The organism is Paenibacillus sp. SEL3 (assembly GCF_054602585.1).
On the sequence record NZ_CM137725.1, the window covers coordinates 5,752,891 to 5,768,948 of the forward strand.

Annotated in this window: 14 protein-coding genes; 8 read left to right on the forward strand and 6 right to left on the reverse strand. The window is 43.2% G+C overall.

Features of this window, described 5'->3' with window-relative positions; all coding sequences use genetic code 11:
• The first annotated feature begins 88 nt into the window (after positions 1-88).
• Positions 89-1,132: a carbohydrate kinase family protein gene (locus ACYCS5_RS26385; protein ID WP_029514878.1), complete on the forward strand. Its 1,044-nt coding sequence runs from the start codon at positions 89-91 to the stop codon at positions 1,130-1,132.
• A gap of 505 nt (positions 1,133-1,637) precedes the next feature.
• Complete coding sequence (locus ACYCS5_RS26390) at positions 1,638-3,377, forward strand: proline--tRNA ligase (protein WP_459760353.1); 1,740 nt, start codon at positions 1,638-1,640, stop codon at positions 3,375-3,377.
• On the opposite strand, the gene ACYCS5_RS26395 is transcribed toward ACYCS5_RS26390, so the two are convergent.
• Positions 3,374-4,138 (reverse strand): spermidine synthase, encoded by a 765-nt coding sequence (locus ACYCS5_RS26395; RefSeq protein WP_080658550.1) that lies wholly within the window; start codon positions 4,136-4,138, stop codon positions 3,374-3,376. The two genes, ACYCS5_RS26390 and ACYCS5_RS26395, sit on opposite strands and share 4 nt — an antisense overlap.
• A 218-nt stretch (positions 4,139-4,356) precedes the next feature.
• On the opposite strand from ACYCS5_RS26395, the gene ACYCS5_RS26400 reads away from it, so the two are divergent.
• A complete protein-coding gene (locus ACYCS5_RS26400) occupies positions 4,357-5,076 on the forward strand; it encodes a YebC/PmpR family DNA-binding transcriptional regulator (RefSeq protein ID WP_013310214.1) in 720 nt (239 codons plus the stop codon).
• 128 nt (positions 5,077-5,204) lie between these two features.
• On the opposite strand, the gene ACYCS5_RS26405 is transcribed toward ACYCS5_RS26400, so the two are convergent.
• The 5 genes from ACYCS5_RS26405 to ACYCS5_RS26425 form a co-directional block, all read right to left on the reverse strand.
• Positions 5,205-6,565, reverse strand: a protein-coding gene (locus ACYCS5_RS26405) for an IS1182 family transposase (RefSeq protein WP_241113430.1) whose coding sequence is annotated in 2 segments (ribosomal slippage) — positions 5,205-5,998 and positions 5,998-6,565 — 1,362 coding nt in all. Because the reading frame shifts where the segments join, the coding sequence is not laid out codon by codon here.
• A gap of 117 nt (positions 6,566-6,682) precedes the next feature.
• A complete protein-coding gene (locus tag ACYCS5_RS26410; protein WP_029515119.1) occupies positions 6,683-7,915 on the reverse strand; it encodes an oxalate decarboxylase family bicupin in 1,233 nt (410 codons plus the stop codon).
• An 86-nt stretch (positions 7,916-8,001) separates the two neighbouring features.
• Positions 8,002-8,481, reverse strand: coding sequence for a Cys-tRNA(Pro) deacylase (gene ybaK / locus ACYCS5_RS26415; protein ID WP_459760354.1), 480 nt, complete (start codon positions 8,479-8,481; stop codon positions 8,002-8,004).
• Between the two features lie 17 nt (positions 8,482-8,498).
• The gene (locus tag ACYCS5_RS26420) at positions 8,499-8,834 is read right to left on the reverse strand and encodes a ribosomal protein L7/L12 (RefSeq protein ID WP_029515116.1); all 336 of its coding nucleotides are present in this window, start codon (positions 8,832-8,834) and stop codon (positions 8,499-8,501) included.
• A gap of 105 nt (positions 8,835-8,939) precedes the next feature.
• Positions 8,940-9,641: a GntR family transcriptional regulator gene (locus tag ACYCS5_RS26425; protein WP_029515115.1), complete on the reverse strand. Its 702-nt coding sequence runs from the start codon at positions 9,639-9,641 to the stop codon at positions 8,940-8,942.
• A gap of 209 nt (positions 9,642-9,850) precedes the next feature.
• On the opposite strand from ACYCS5_RS26425, the gene dpaL reads away from it, so the two are divergent.
• The 5 genes from dpaL (at position 9,851) to ACYCS5_RS26450 (ending at position 15,851) form a co-directional block, all read left to right on the forward strand.
• On the forward strand, positions 9,851-11,080 hold the full coding sequence (gene dpaL / locus ACYCS5_RS26430) for a diaminopropionate ammonia-lyase (RefSeq protein WP_049816868.1): 1,230 nt from the start codon (positions 9,851-9,853) through the stop codon (positions 11,078-11,080).
• A 39-nt stretch (positions 11,081-11,119) separates the two neighbouring features.
• The gene (locus ACYCS5_RS26435; protein WP_029515112.1) at positions 11,120-12,370 is read left to right on the forward strand and encodes a Zn-dependent hydrolase; all 1,251 of its coding nucleotides are present in this window, start codon (positions 11,120-11,122) and stop codon (positions 12,368-12,370) included.
• Positions 12,371-12,671: 301 nt separating this feature from the next.
• Positions 12,672-13,580: an ROK family protein gene (locus ACYCS5_RS26440; RefSeq protein WP_080658555.1), complete on the forward strand. Its 909-nt coding sequence runs from the start codon at positions 12,672-12,674 to the stop codon at positions 13,578-13,580.
• 35 nt (positions 13,581-13,615) lie between these two features.
• Complete coding sequence (locus tag ACYCS5_RS26445) at positions 13,616-14,224, forward strand: DUF1349 domain-containing protein (RefSeq protein WP_029515109.1); 609 nt, start codon at positions 13,616-13,618, stop codon at positions 14,222-14,224.
• A gap of 211 nt (positions 14,225-14,435) precedes the next feature.
• The gene (locus ACYCS5_RS26450) at positions 14,436-15,851 is read left to right on the forward strand and encodes a glycoside hydrolase family 1 protein (RefSeq protein WP_459760355.1); all 1,416 of its coding nucleotides are present in this window, start codon (positions 14,436-14,438) and stop codon (positions 15,849-15,851) included.
• Positions 15,852-16,058: the final 207 nt, after the last annotated feature.

Consider the following 16,058-nt stretch of genomic DNA (forward strand, 5'->3'; position numbering starts at 1 on the left):
CATTTGGAACGTGTTAATTTTATATAGTGCCTATTTCTGTACAAATTTAAATCATTTTAACGAATAGACTCGAGAAAGGAGTCAAATGATGAAATTAAAAAAAATCCACCAAAATGAACAGGACGAGCCTTGGCCCTCTAGCAAACCAATACTATGTATCGGGGGGGCCAATTTGGATCGTAAAATCATGATTAAAGGTACATTTCAGCTTCATACCTCCAATCCGAGCAGTACAAGACTGCAATCTTGCGGTGGGGTAGCACGAAATGTAGCCGAAAATTTAGGGAGGTTGAGCCAGCGGGTCAGCCTGCTGACCGCAGTTGGGGACGATGCGGAAGGTGAATTTATTATCGAACAGTCCAGCCGTTACATGCACGTGGTTCCTCTGCAAGTCCAAGGTGAACCGTCAACTGGGGTTTATACTGCCTTGCTGAACGAGCGTGGTGAACTGATTGTAGCGACAGCAGAAATGGAGATTTATGATCAGATTCGTCCTTCAGTAATTTTTGAAAATGCTCCTTTAATTGCCTCATCCCGACTCGTTCTGCTGGACACTAATTTCTCTATGAACGTAATTGCAGCCACCATACATGTCTGTCATGAGCATCGGATTCCGATTGTCGTTTCTTCGGTATCGGCCTCGAAGATGAGAAAGCTTCCCCGAAATTTGCATGGAGTGGAGTGGCTGGTATGTAAACCGGTGGAGGCTGAAGCCTATTTGGAGCTAGAACTTACAGATGATCAGCATATGTTGGATGCCACCCGAATTTTTCACAAACTTGGAGTTCAGAATGTCATTTTTATCTGCGGTGCTGATCGTGTTTTGTACGCCTCTCAGGATGGAACTCATGGCCAAATTCCCATTCATCCCGTTCAAGAGGTCATTGATGTCACAGGCGCAGATGATGCTTTTATTGCCGGGATGATATATGGAATTACCCAAGGTTATCCTATGGAGCAAGTGTGCCAATTTGGAATTAGCTGTGTCGACTTGACCCTGCAAACGGATCGGACGGTCTCAGAGACTCTTTCTATGAATAAACTTCATTCTAGGTTTCAGGAGCTGTATGGCACACATACGCAAAATTTTGTGTTTTTCAAGGGCGTGTATTTTAAAAAGAATGATACATAATTAATCAAGAGAACTCTAACCTACAACAGCGCATATTTGGAGCTTCACGTATGTAATGGCCTCAATTATTGAATTTGTAAAAGGAGCATGTTGTATGATGGACAGACTGATCTATTCTATGCGGCCCTTACAGGCAGAGCAGGGTAACGAGTTTCTTGCTGTGTAGCAGAAGATTATCTCCTTGACTAGAAATTACATTTCGTGTAAAGTGGTGAAAATTGTAATATATAGGAATAGTGTAGACCAAGGATCAAAGGTTCAATACTCGCTATACAGAGAAGAAACTCATGGGCTGAAAGGTTTCTCGCCGCGAATGAACGTTTCCCTGCCTTGCGAGCTGTAGCGGTTTGTATGATAAACCGTTACCGGCTAGACGCCGTTATCTAATGAAGGACCGTTCCGTGTATGGCTACGGTCAAATGAAGGGTGGTACCACGACACATTCGTCCCTGACGGATGTGTCTTTTTGCGTACATTTTATCGTCCAACAAGGAGGAAGCTACACATGCGCCAAAGCCAATTATTACTGACAACCTTGCGTGAAGCACCCGCAGAAGCTGAAGTGATCAGTCATCAGCTTATGCTGCGGGGAGGATTTATCCGCCAACTGGCGGCTGGAATGTACACCTATATGCCCCTGGGCAGACGGGTGCTCAGAAAAGTAGAGCAAATCGTACGGGATGAAATGGATCGCGTAGGGGCTGGGGAGCTGCTGATGCCTGTATTGCAGCCAACGGAGCTGTGGCAAGAATCAGGAAGATACGATGTTTATGGTCCTGAGTTGATGCGTTTGCAAGATCGGCATGGTCGGGAGTTTGCTTTGGGGCCTACACATGAAGAGGTCATTACGTCTTTAATACGAAATGAAGTGAATTCTTATCGCAAATTGCCTGTAACGTTGTATCAAATTCAAACCAAATTTCGGGATGAACGACGTCCGCGATTTGGCCTGCTTCGCAGTAGAGAATTTTTGATGAAGGATGCCTATTCGTTTGATGCACATTGGGAAGGACTAGATCATACCTATTCGACCATGTTCCAGGCATATCATCGCATTTTCACTCGCTGTGGTCTAAACTTTCGTGCAGTAGAAGCAGATGCGGGTGCCATTGGTGGCGAAGGTGAAACCCATGAATTTATGGCTCTAGCTGATATTGGAGAGGACACCATTGTAGCATGTACCTGCTGTGAATATGCAGCTAATCTTGAAAAAGCCGTGGCGCGATCGACGGGAAAAATAGAAATATCTCCTGTCTCATATAAAAATGAACAAGTCAGCCCTCCTTCTTTTGATACAGCTAAAATGGAAAAATTCCATACTCCAGGCCTGTGTACAATAGATCAACTGGTTGAATCGCTTCACATAGAGCCCAAAGAAATCATCAAAACACTGATTTATATGGCTGACGATCAACCTATTGCTGTAGTTGTTAGGGGGGATCATGAGGTTAACGAAGTGAAAATTAAACATATTTTAGGTAGTGAAAAATTCGAAATAGCAAGTACAAACATCGTGTCAAAGGCGACTGGAACCCCCTCGGGGTTCATAGGCCCATGCGGATTGACAATCCCTGTGTGGGTGGATTACGCCGTTGTCCAAATGTCCAGCGGTATCGCAGGCGCGAACGAGCTGGATTACCATTATCGACATGTGAACCCAAGGCGCGATATAGATCTTCGGCATGTGGCTGACTTGCGCAATGTCATAGAAGGGGATAGATGTCCTCGATGTGACGAAGGGGGATTGAAACTTCATCGTGGAATTGAGATCGGACACGTATTTAAATTGGGCACCAAATATAGTGAGAAGCTGGGTGCGACCTTTCTGGATGCGTCTGGAGCTGAGCAAGCGATGATTATGGGCTGCTATGGCATTGGCTTATCCCGGATCCTTTCTGCCATTGTAGAGCAAAATCACGATCAGAACGGAATGATATGGCCTTATGCACTAGCCCCGTTTCAAGTTCATATTATTCCGATTTCTGTGAAAGACAGGCTTCAGATGCAAATAGCCGAGAAATTACACAACCAGCTGCAGGATCGCGGTGTGGAGGTGCTGCTGGATGATCGGGAGGAACGGCCTGGGGTTAAATTCAAAGACTCCGATTTAGTAGGTATTCCCGTGCGCATCATCGTAGGTAAAGATGCCGAACACGGGAAAGTAGAGTTAGTGGAACGAAAAAGCTGTAACAAAGAGACGATTCGTATTGAAGATGTAGAGAGACGAATATTGGAACTACACTAAGCATCTATATCCCGTAGAATATGGCCTTCTCCGAGTGTAATCTCATGAAAGTCCGCCATCTGACGTGCCTGAAACCGGATTGGCTTGTCCCGACCTATCATAATGATATTTTGAACGTCGGCAGCGCCTTCCGAGGGGAGCGAGAAAGTTGAGACATAGGCAAATTCTTCACGCAACGTTGTATGAATGGCATTGATCAAATGGTCGTGTTCACTTTTGCCCATTAAATTCATGATCAGGGAGCCTTCGGAATCCAGCTTTTCTTTGGCCATCTTGAAAAATTCCCAGGATACTAAATGCAAGGGCGTACCCAGCTCCGTGAAGGCGTCCAAAATAACATAGTCATAAGCATCCGGCGCTTCCTTCTCCAGAAGGCGTCGTCCATCGCCAACAGTCACATTATCCTGATCGTATCCAAAGAATGTTCGGCTGAACTCTACAACTTGTGCATCCAGCTCGGCAATCTTAAAACGTTTATCTGTAAAATGACCCGCTATTGTACCTATACCGTGCCCGATAACAAATACATCTTCAAATGATGGATCGTTCAGCTCCATAAGATGGATAATTGCTCTCGGATATTCGAACAAAATGCGTTGTGGATGATTCAAGTCCACCGCGCCTTGGACGGCTGTATTTGAAAACTGCATCACCCGAAATAATCCCTTTTCACCATACAGCTCGGTGGTTTCGTATACTGTGATTTCATGATTATGGCTCAACTTTTTGTACAAGACATCCAAGTGAATGATCTCCTTCAAGTCAGACTTCCTCTTCATCTTAGACATGGATAGGGAGATTGTCCATAGATGAGGAGAAATGAAAGTACACATTTTCAAGCATCCCTAATTAGGTAGAATTGTTTATTTTTCCATAACAGAGTTGTTTAAACTTGTTCGTATGTCCTTTAGGAGATATAATATACAAGGATATAATGAAGTTCGTTGTGTATATTCATACAGGAAGAGAGCGGGATATTATGGGACGTAAGTGGAATAACATTAAAGAAAAGAAGGCATCCAAGGATGCTAATACGAGTCGTATATATGCTAAATTTGGCGTGGAAATTTATGTGGCAGCCAAACAAGGCGAACCTGATCCTGAATCCAATCGGGTACTAAGAGTAGTTCTAGAACGTGCAAAAACGTACAATGTACCCAAAGCAATCATTGACCGTGCTATTGAAAAAGCAAAAGGTGCTGGCGATGAAAACTACGTAGAGCTTCGTTATGAAGGTTTCGGACCGAACGGTTCCATGGTCATTGTAGATGCGCTGACCAATAACGTTAACCGTACAGCATCGGATGTGCGTTCTGCTTTTACTAAAAATGGTGGTAGCCTGGGTGTGAGCGGATCTGTAGCCTACATGTTTGATTCAACAGCAGTTATTGGTCTGGTGGGTAAAACCGCAGATGAAGTGCTGGAGCTACTGATGGAGGCAGATGTAGAGGTACGTGACATCATTGAAGAAGATGAAGCCGTCATCGTATATGCAGAGCCTGATCAATTCCATGCTGTGCAGGAAGCTTTCAAACAAGCAGGAGTAACTGAGTTTACCGTTGCGGAGCTCACCATGCTTGCCCAAAATGATATTTCTCTTCCAGAAGATGCACAGGTTCAATTCGATAAACTGATTGATGCATTAGAAGATTTGGAGGATGTTCAGCAGGTTTACCACAATGTAGACTCTGAGGAATAGTCTTTGTTAATTAGTTTGTAAAAACACCGTATTTAGATACGGTCAGATTGTCGAGAAACCCCGTCATTTTGAGACGTGGGTTTCTTTTTTACATCATAATGCTCTGGTCTCTGGAGAAGCAGGGGGGGTTACCCCTGTTTCTCCAGGCGATCTAGGTGGATCGCCATCTTCTTCATGTTCTGCACGGCTGCCGTCATAAGGGCTTGTTCCCTGACGTTTGGAAGACCGCGCAAACGGCAATAGCGAAACCCATGGAGCTCTTTGGCATCCGCGAAGCTTCGCTCAATCGTCTCTTTTCGTTTGCGGTACAGCTTTTTACCAGATGGGCTCAGCCGGTTGCTCCGTACCCACTCTTTGCTGTCTTCCCAGACATGCCGAGTCACCACTTTGCGGTGGTTTCGAGACTGGGTACACTGACTTAGCAGTGGGCAATGCTGGCACTGAGCTGGGTCAGAGGCATACTGCCGGTATCCCTTACGGTCCGTCGTTCGGTAGGGCAGTTCCTGTTGGGCTGGGCATCTATACGCATTGCGTTTGGCATCGTATTCAAACTTCCATTTCGGAAACAGTCCTTGTCTGGGATGGAATCTTCGGTGAGCAATCACGGCAAAAATCTTTCGGTTCTGCAAACCTCGGCAAATCGGCGTTGTTAAATAACCTGAATCTAGTGCAACAGCTTCTACTTGAAAACCAAAACGTTCTCTTTGGCGATCCAAACGGGACAAATAGGGGACAGAATCATGTACATTCCCTGGTGTCACATGCACGTCCGTAATCAGATTGTACTTCATATCCACCGTGCGGTGGTCCAGATAGAAGAAGCCTTCGGGCTTGCCATCACGGATCATATAGCCGCTGTCCGGGTCTGTTTTGCTCACTTTAATTTCTTTTTCTTCGTTCACTTCCTCTCGGGATTTTAAGGCTTTTTTCCGTGGTTTCTCCGGTCATCCTTCACCGCTTCGTTCAGCTCGTCCATATAGTCTTTAGTATTCTGCAACACTTGTTCTTTGGTGTACTGGTGCCTGTTAGCATTGGCTTTGACGTGTGTGGAATCGGTGACGAGAACACGCCCACCCACCATTCGGTGAGAGATCGCCTGCAGCACAATTTCATCGAAGATATCTTGAAAGATCGTGGTGTCTTTAAAGCGAGTGCGACGATTCCAGCTAATCGTCGTATGGTCCGGAACTTTATCCGTTAAGCCCAACCCCAGAAACCAACGATAAGCTAGGTTCGTCTGAATTTCTCGCTCGAGTTGCCGTTCTGAGCGAATGCCATAGAAATAACCGAGAAAGATCATTTTAAACAATACGGTAGGATCAATGGCAGGACGCCCGTTGTCTGCACAATACAGTGGTCGAACTTTATCATCGATAAACGAAAAATCGATATACTTATCTACTTTGCGGAGCAAGTGATCTTGAGGAACCAGATCTTCGATGGAAACAAATTCGTAGGATTGTTGTTTTTCGCGGTTGGAGCGTAGCATATCAACACCATCCGTTCTACAATAGTTACCTATATTATACAACATTAACGCGGTGTCGTCTTAAACAAAATTAACATAAAATAGGCTGTCGGGACTTTCTCGACAGCCTGACCGTATTTAGATACGGTGTTTTTTTGTATAGTAATCATCGGACCTCTTATGGTTATTTTTAGGGTCATAAGAATAACTGGGATATTTGACAACGGGCCATTTTACCTTTCGTAAATTTGAGATCACATCAGTACCTACATGTAAATTACTCTGAATCAGTTCTGTAGGCGTAAGGGCCATCCATTGATTCAAGGAAACATCTGCAAAACGGTCACTTTTAAACATTTCAAGAAACCAAAGTGTGCTGGAGCCTGTATTTTGAATGTAATGACCGTAAGCAAAAGGCACATATCCAACATCTCCGGCTCTAAAATCAAACGTACGGGCTGCACCATTACCGCCAAAGACAGTCATCCGTCCTTGCCCGGCAAGATAGTATTGCCATTCGTCATTATTAGGATGCCAGTGCATTTCTCGCATGGCGCCGGGCTCAATCTCAACAAGAGCAGCTGCAATGGTTTTGGAAATCGGAAAATTGGAGGAGTCGACGATTCGTACGCTTCCGCCCGGCGTTTTGATTGGGGGCTGGGCTAGTAATTCATGCTTGAAGGACTGAGGTATCGTACCATAGGGAGAGGAAACCGCTTGGCTTTGAAGAGAACCGGGAACGGAATCCTGATAGATATATACTTGGTCTTGAGGAATTGCTGCAAAATCAGCCTCTGGTACACCAAAATTTGCAGAAAGTACGTCTTTGGGAGTATGTGCGAACCAATCGGAGATGGATAGGGTGTTCAGATCGGAGAAACTACCATCATCAAAAACCAGCAAAAATTCGCACCCATCCTCAAGTCCCTGTATAGAGTGCGGAATGCCAGGAGGGAAATACCAGAGATCTCCGGGACCCACATCAGCAATAAAATTACGTCCATTTTGGTCTACTGCCGTAATGCGAGCACTTCCCAACAGCATATATGACCATTCCGCTTGCTGATGCCAGTGAAGCTCACGTACACCACCCGGTGTCAAACTCATATTCACCCCGGCAAGGGTTGTAGCAATAGGTAATTCCCTTACCGTTACTTCTCTTGACCACCCACCATGATTAAGCTGCATATGGGCATCAGAAAAAGAAAATCTCATATTTGGAATGAGACCATTGTCCGTTACGGGGGGAACCAGCATATCGGGATTCTGTAGATCCCTCATCACATCACGTGGACCCTTGTCGATGCCCCCAGTACCATCACTTCTGATGGGTTGGGGGATTTTTGCATTTTTAGGGCAATCATTATGCATTATTAAATCTTCCTCTCCAGGTTGAAGCTTGATGAAGTATGGGATAAGAAAATACGCATAAAGATTTTATGATCATGTAGTGAGTTTTATGCTGTATGCGTTAGATCTGTAAACTGAGCCTGAATGATTTGAGCTAAATCGTGCGGACTTAACTCCAGTTGGGTCCCAATTTTCCCACCGCTTACAACGATGGCTTCCAGTTCCAATGCAGGCTGGTCGATAAAAGTGGGGTAGAGCTTTTTCATTCCTATGGGGGAGCAGCCACCGCGAATATATCCCGTAAACTTTTGCAAATCCTTAACTGGAAGCATTTCAATTTTTTTCTCTCCTGCGGATTTGGCTGCTTTTTTGAGATCAAGCTCTTTATGTACAGGAATTACAAAAACAAACAGATTTTGTTTGCTGTGTGCAACCAAAGTTTTGAAAACTATCTCCGGGGTTCTATCGATTTTCTCAGCCACATTCATACCGTCTATTTTTCCATCTTGATGATCATAACTCAAAATATTGTATTGTATATGTTGCCTGTCCAATATGCGCATGGCGTTTGTTTTGCTGGCACTCATCTTATTTCTTCCTTTCTTTAGAGTTTTTCCAAGTGATCCACATAATCCTTTGCATCCTTAAGGGAAAGATCCTTAGCCGTTCTCAGTTCTTTTATGGCTTGAATCTTTTTTCCTTCCCTAATGAGCAGGAGCAACCTTTCATTGATATCTTCTGAAGCTCCTGCATCTAGAAGATGTGGAGGAGTGGAAGGGATGGTGCCTGACAGCGATGTTCCTTGTATTCCTGAACGATTTTCAAGACGCTCCACGTCGGATTTCAAGTCATTAAGCCGAGATTGAAGGCTGTAGACCTTAATTAAAAGTATGACGGAGAGGAGCAATGCGATGATTGCTATATACTCAATAGCTGACAACAGAATTCCCCCCTATTTAAGTGACTTTCAACGCAGAAATGCTGCACTAAAAATTTATTTCTTATTTATAGTATAGCATGATGATAGAGGAGAAGAGGAAAAGGCTCATTCCTCTTGAAGCGGTAACACGGTTTCGTCTTTGTTTATATCCAATTTAGATAATCGGCGTTGAAAACTTTCTTTCCAATTCGATTCAATCATGTCCGCGGCGGCTGCGAAATTTTTAGCTATAAGCTCACTGATTATTTTTTGGTGTTCTGCAACTGATGACTCTGCACCCAAAAAACCGTCAAAGTATGTCACCTCATAACGGCGCAGCTTTTTTTTCAATCCATCCAGCACATAAATCAATTCTTCATTTGCCGACAGATCAATAATAACCTGGTGGAATTGAGCATCATATTGTTGCGCAAGTATTGCATTTTCTTCCTTTAGCGCACGTTTGAGCTCTCCATTTAATAATTCTAATTCGTTAATGTGCTTAGATTGAATATTTTCTTGAGCAAACGAGACAGCAAGCTTCTCAAGTGACCCGATGATGGGGTAGAGCCGATAGGCCTGTTTAATATCAACAGGTGCTACCTGCGTCCAGCTATTGGCTTTAGTCTGAACCATTCCTTCTTCTTCCAATCTTAAAATAGCTTCACGGATAGGTGTACGGCTGGCTCCTAGAACCTCCGCTAATTCTTGATCCTTTAACTTATCTCCAGGCTTTAAAACACCACTAATAATCCATTCTTGTAGCTGTAGGTATACTTGCTCACGTATAGATGAACGCTTAACTTTGGTTGCATGTTTGGATAGCAATGATTAGACCTCTTTCGAATTTTATTTGAATGTAATATATCACATACAATTCATGAGTATCAATGATTGCAGCCCGATTTCATACATATTTCATATCGCAAACCAAGTTGACAGTATATAGTCTGATGGGTAACATGTAATATATCACATGCGATATTTTACTGATAAAGCTAAGACATTTAGTATTTTAAGAATAGAAGGAGACATGTATGCAGGATATGACAGCTTTAAAATACATGGCAAATGAGAAGGCACGTAAAGTAGAATTCAAGAAAATATCTGTGGAATTTATGGATAGGAATATGGCTCAAAAGGTTAGAAACTTCCATAAAAGCTTTCCTGAATATGAAGTCACTCCACTGCATAACTTGAAAAAGTTGTCATGCAAGCTGAATGTAGGGAGCATATGGATAAAAGATGAATCCTACAGATTCGGATTGGGTGCTTTTAAAGTATTAGGTGGGTCCTTTGCTGTCGGCAAGTATCTGGCAGATAGACTGAATATGGATATTTCAGAGCTTTCTTTTGAAAAGTTGAAAACCGAAGAGATCAAGGGACTATTGGGCGATATTACTTTTGTAACAGCTACAGATGGAAATCATGGTAGAGGGATTGCTTGGGCGGCTAGCCAGCTAGGACAGAAATCAGTCGTGTTTATGCCTAAAGGATCTTCTGAAGTTAGATTAAATCATATTAGAAATGAAGGGGCAGAAGCCTCTATTACGGAACTAAACTATGACGACACTGTTAGGTTGGCCAGCACCTATGCTACTGAGCATCGTGGGGTCTTGCTACAAGATAGTGCATGGGAAGGCTATGAAGAAATTCCAACTTGGATTATGCAAGGCTATGGGACGTTGATAGATGAGGCATTGGAACAGATCCGAGTGGCTGGTGATGATTATCCGACGCATGTATTTTTACAGGCAGGTGTTGGTTCATTTGCAGCAAGTATACTGGGATATTTGATATCTCATTTTGGTGAAAAAAGACCGACAACGGTTATTGTTGAGCCTAATGAAGCTGCGTGCATCTATAAATCAGCGGCGGAAAATGACGGAAAACCTCATGCTGTAACAGGTTTTATGCCCACGATTATGGCTGGACTTGCTTGCGGGGAACCTAGCACCGTGGCTTGGGAACTATTGAGAGATTATGCGGATATGTATATCACCTGTTCGGATTTTGTATCGGCAAAGGCAATGAGGATGCTTGGAAATCCATTACCTGGTGATCCCCAAATTATATCTGGTGAGTCTGGTGCTGTTGGCTTAGGTGTTTTGAGCTTATTGCGGAAGCAAGAAAATTTAATTGAAGCTGCAGCTCAGCTTCAATTAAATGAAGACTCCAGAATACTCATCATAAGCACGGAAGGGGATACAGATCCCGAGGCATACAGACAAATTGTATGGGAAGGCAAGTATCCATCTTTTTCATGAGAATGAGCAAAACTTTTAGAATGAAAAGGGGAATGCAAAATGGTATTTAAAAGTTCCAACCTATGCATTGATGAAGCACGTTTACTGGATCGGATTCAATCGCTTGGCCAAAGGGGACGTGACCCTGAACAAAAGCTCACCAGACTGGCAGCTTCTGCTGCAGACAAGAGTGGTCGTGACACCTTGGTAGCCTGGATGAAGGAGGCTGGTTTGGAGGTTGTGGTCGACCGTATTGGAAACATCTTCGGCATATGGAAAGGAGCAAATGATCCTCAATTAGCTCCGGTGCTGATTGGGTCGCATATTGACACAGTGATCAATGCCGGTGTGTACGATGGTTGTTATGGTGTGCTTTCCGGTCTTGAGGTCATTCGGACATTGCAGGTTTCTGGCTTTGTTCCTGCTCGCTCTATTGTAGTGGGTGCTTTTACGAACGAGGAAGGGGTTCGTTATGCCCCTGATATGATGGGCTCGCTGGTATATGCAGGTGGACTCCCGCTTGAGGACGCATTGGCCTCTGTTGGAACAGACGGCACTATATTGGGAGAAGAGTTGGTACGCATCGGGTATGAAGGAACAGAGGAGCCGGGTTTTATGCTGCCACATGCTTATGTGGAGCTTCATATTGAGCAGGGCCCGGTACTGGAAAGTGTCGGTGTTCCGATTGGTGCAGTTGAGAACCTTCAAGGAATATCCTGGCAGCGCGTTATTATTGAGGGGGTTGCCAATCATGCCGGGACTACACCGATGTCGATGCGCAGAGATGCGGGACAGGCAGCAGCCAGTGTCATCACATTTTTAAGGGACCGGGTGACAAGGTCGCAGACACCTACGGTGGCTACGGTTGGTTGTCTTAGCATGGAGCCTAACGCGATTAATGTTATTCCTTCACGCGCCACGTTTACTGTTGATTTGCGTGATCCTGATGAGCAGAGATTGCAGGCTGAAGAAGCGGCGCTGACCGAGTATCTTAGAGAACTTGCAGCTTCCGAAGGGGTAACGATCACGACCGAGCGAATGGCCCGTTTTGAGCCGGTTGCTTTCGATGCCAACATTGTGGAGTTGATAGAGGCTGCTGCCATGCAGCGTGAGCTGCGCTCCAAGCGAATGACATCCGGCGCTGGTCATGACGCTCAAATGATGGCTCGCATTTGTCCGGCAGCTATGATCTTTGTCCCAAGTATTGGCGGCATTAGTCATAATCCGCGCGAATACACGCCGCGACCGGATCTGGTAGCCGGAGCCAATGTACTATTAGACGTTATTAAACATCTTGCTGGAGATGTTTAATACGAGCTATTTAATCAGTTTAAAACAAATAAATCAAACGGGGTACCCATGGTTCAGAATCTGCGGTACTCCGTTTTTTCTTATCCAAATGAGTACAAATTGACTTTTTACAGGCAGAGCGTTATATTACAACTTATTATAAACCTTTTAATAAATACTGGAAAAGGAGTGTATTCAAATACAACCAGTCTCCAATAACACCATTCGGGTTAAACAAATTAATGTAGAGTTAGTTAAAAACACACTGAAATCCAAGGAATATGCAACCAAGTCATCGATAGCCAGTATCACAGGTCTTAGTGTGGCAACCTGCGGAAATATTCTGAATGAGCTTCTTCAAACCGGGGAAGTATTAGAGACGGAATTGGAAGAGTCGAACGGCGGACGTCCGGCTAGACGTTACAAATATAACGCTGATTATTCTTATATTATCTGTTTAAATGTGAAAACGGAAGGCGGTATACATTCTCTTACTTATGCTGTTGCTAATTTGCTTGGTGATATCATCATCGAGAATACTTCCATTGTGCCTCATATTGATTATGAGGTCATAGAAACCAAAATTGGAGAGCTGATTAATAACTATGGAAACGTCAAAGCCATTGGAATTGGCATCCCCGGGGTTGTTCATCAAGGAATTATCGATGTTTGTGATCTCGACCTGCTCATAGGAGTCCCTGTAGGTCCACAGCTTCAAGATAAATACGGATTAGAAGTTACCATTGAAAATGATATGCATTTAACAGTCTACGGATTTTATAACATGCAGAATTATGATGAGGATAAAACCTTTGCTATTGTTACGTTTCCAAAAGACAATTTCCCCGGAGCGGGTTTTATTGTCGATGGACATTTGTTAAAAGGAAATACCAAATTTGCGGGGGAAGTTTCCTTCTTACCTTTTGATTTAACAAGAGAGGAACAGCTTAAACAGTTAAATAGCACAGAGGGATTTGTTCCTCTGGCGATCCAAACGATAACTTCCATTATTGCGATTATAGACCCTGTATCTATCGCTTTGACTGGAGAGTTATCCAAGCCGAATCTGTTGGACGATATTTATAACGGCTGTCTAAAAGATGTACCCAAAGAACATATGCCCGAAATTTTTGTGAAAAACGATACTCATGATGAATACATGTTTGGGTTGATTTCAGTGACCCTTGAAAGTCTGACGTACAATTTGCAATTGGTGGAGAAAAGGAAATAGGGCATCGTTCAATAAAGCATGAGAGGATGAGATTAATGAATCAAAAATCGATTGCATGGACTACAGGGACATGGACTAATCATCCTGTATCATCCATAGAAGAAGACCAGTTCCTTAAAGTTGAAACCAGAGAAGGAAGCGACTACTGGGAAAAAACTTTGTATGGGTTTGAACGCAGTAGCGGACATTCCCTGCTTACAGACTGGGAAGAAGGCTCTGCCATCGAAGTCACGTTTCAATTAGGCTCATTTACGGAGCTTTACGATCAGGCCGGTATAATGCTGTATCAAGGACAACAAAAGTGGATTAAAGCCGGAATCGAATTAAATGACGGAATTCCTCAACTGGCAGTCGTAGTCACAGATGGCTATTCCGATTGGTCATTAGCTCCTGTACCCGATTGGGTAGGGAAAAATGTCACGATCCGTGCTTCACAACTACAGGACGCGGTTATCATTAGAGCCCGAACCGAAAATCAAAGCTGGCGCACTGTACGTGTAGCACGTTTTCCTTATGAAACGGGACAACAGGCAGGTCCTTTTGCCTGCGCGCCGACTCGAGCCGGCTTTCAGGTTATCTTTACACGCTGGGTAAGTACTGAACCAGATAGAGATATTCATGTAGATCCGCCATTTGAAGAATAGTCATTTTACTCAATAATAGAAGAGTTATAAATATGGGAGTAATTATTGGAGATAATACTGTGATAAGTTCTGGATGTTTTTAAAATAAAACTTGACATGAAACGCGTTACAAACCTTAAGATTCAATTAGAAGTACTTTATAACACATTTGCATAAGGGTAACGTGTTTCTATCCTAGTTAATAAAAAACATCAGCAAAGGCGGAGAAAATATGAGTACACAGTTTCCAAAAGATTTCCTGTGGGGCGGAGCAGTTGCTGCTAATCAGCTCGAAGGCGCTTATCAAGAAGATGGAAAAGGCTGGTCCATTCAGGATGTAACTCCTCGTGGTGGTTGGGGGCCCGTTACGGATGTACCCACAGAAGATAACATGAAATTGATCGGTATTGATTTTTATCATCATTATAAAGAAGATATCAAACTCTTCGCGGAAATGGGTTTCAAAGTATTCCGTACTTCTATCGCATGGTCACGTATTTTCCCTAAAGGTGACGAACTGGAGCCTAACGAAAAAGGCTTGCAATTTTATGATGATTTGTTTGATGAACTTCACAAATATGGAATTGAGCCACTCGTTACACTATCTCACTATGAAACACCTTTACATTTGTCCAGAGAATACGATGGTTGGGTAAACCGTAAGCTTGTTGATTTTTATGAGCGCTATGCTACAACTGTATTTAATCGCTACAAAGATAAAGTTAAATACTGGTTGACTTTCAATGAAATCAACTCCATTCTTGAAGCACCATTCATGAGTGGAGGAATTAGCACACCAAAAGATCAACTTAGTGAGCAAGATCTTTATCAAGCTATTCACCATGAGCTTGTAGCGAGTGCAAGAGCGGTAAAAATCGGTCATCAGATCAACCCTGTTTTCAAAATTGGCTGTATGGTGCTGAGTATGCCTACTTATCCGCTGACACCAAATCCAGACGATGTCATTGCTGCGATGGAATTTGATCACAGAAACATGGCATTTGCCGATATTCACGCAAGAGGTCAATACCCAGGTTACATGAAACGTTTCTTTAAAGAAAACGGAATTACTATTCACTTTGAACCAAGTGATGCCGAAGATTTGAAACATACCGTTGATTTTATCTCGTTCAGCTATTATATGAGTACTTGTGAGACAGCTGACGAAGCTAAAAAAGTCAAAGGTGAAGGTAATATCCTTGGTGGTGTCATCAATCCGCATCTTGAGGCAAGTGAGTGGGGCTGGCAAATTGATCCGCAAGGTTTACGTTATGTCCTGAACACGTTCTATGATCGCTTCCAAAAACCACTATTCATCGTTGAAAATGGTCTGGGCGCCGTTGATGAACTGATTACAAATGAAAAAGGCGAAAAAACGGTTGAAGATGACTACCGGATCAACTACCTGAATGATCATTTGGTTCAAGTTGGAGAAGCTATTGAGGACGGAGTAGAGGTTTTGGGCTATACGTCTTGGGGATGTATTGACCTTGTCAGCGCATCGACCGCTCAGCTTAAGAAACGTTATGGCTACATTTACGTAGATCGTCACGATGATGGCAGCGGTACACTTGAAAGATATCCGAAGAAATCGTTCCATTGGTATAAAGAAGTTATTGCTACGAATGGTGAAAGCTTGAAACGTTAATTTATAAATAATCCAGTGATTAATTATATATAAATGAAGGCTTATAGATAGCGACCGCTTTTTTTCTTTTACGAAGCGGTTGCTAATTTTTTAGGGGTGTTAGAATTGGACAAAAATTAATTACTAATATATATTAAGACTTATTAAAACGATAATAATAACTATACAGAAAATAGAGTCCAGTATAAATTAATGATTTTTAATGAT

What these genes read in the sequence shown, in the direction of transcription:
- ACYCS5_RS26385 (WP_029514878.1), top strand. Translation starts at nt 89, where the DNA reads ATGAAATTAAAAAAAATCCACCAAAATGAACAGGACGAGCCTTGGCCC.
- ACYCS5_RS26390 (WP_459760353.1), top strand. Translation starts at nt 1,638, where the DNA reads ATGCGCCAAAGCCAATTATTACTGACAACCTTGCGTGAAGCACCCGCA.
- ACYCS5_RS26400 (WP_013310214.1), top strand. Translation starts at nt 4,357, where the DNA reads ATGGGACGTAAGTGGAATAACATTAAAGAAAAGAAGGCATCCAAGGAT.
- ACYCS5_RS26410 (WP_029515119.1), bottom strand. Translation starts at nt 7,915, where the DNA reads ATGCATAATGATTGCCCTAAAAATGCAAAAATCCCCCAACCCATCAGA.
- ybaK (WP_459760354.1), bottom strand. Translation starts at nt 8,481, where the DNA reads ATGAGTGCCAGCAAAACAAACGCCATGCGCATATTGGACAGGCAACAT.
- dpaL (WP_049816868.1), top strand. Translation starts at nt 9,851, where the DNA reads ATGCAGGATATGACAGCTTTAAAATACATGGCAAATGAGAAGGCACGT.
- ACYCS5_RS26435 (WP_029515112.1), top strand. Translation starts at nt 11,120, where the DNA reads ATGGTATTTAAAAGTTCCAACCTATGCATTGATGAAGCACGTTTACTG.
- ACYCS5_RS26445 (WP_029515109.1), top strand. Translation starts at nt 13,616, where the DNA reads ATGAATCAAAAATCGATTGCATGGACTACAGGGACATGGACTAATCAT.
- ACYCS5_RS26450 (WP_459760355.1), top strand. Translation starts at nt 14,436, where the DNA reads ATGAGTACACAGTTTCCAAAAGATTTCCTGTGGGGCGGAGCAGTTGCT.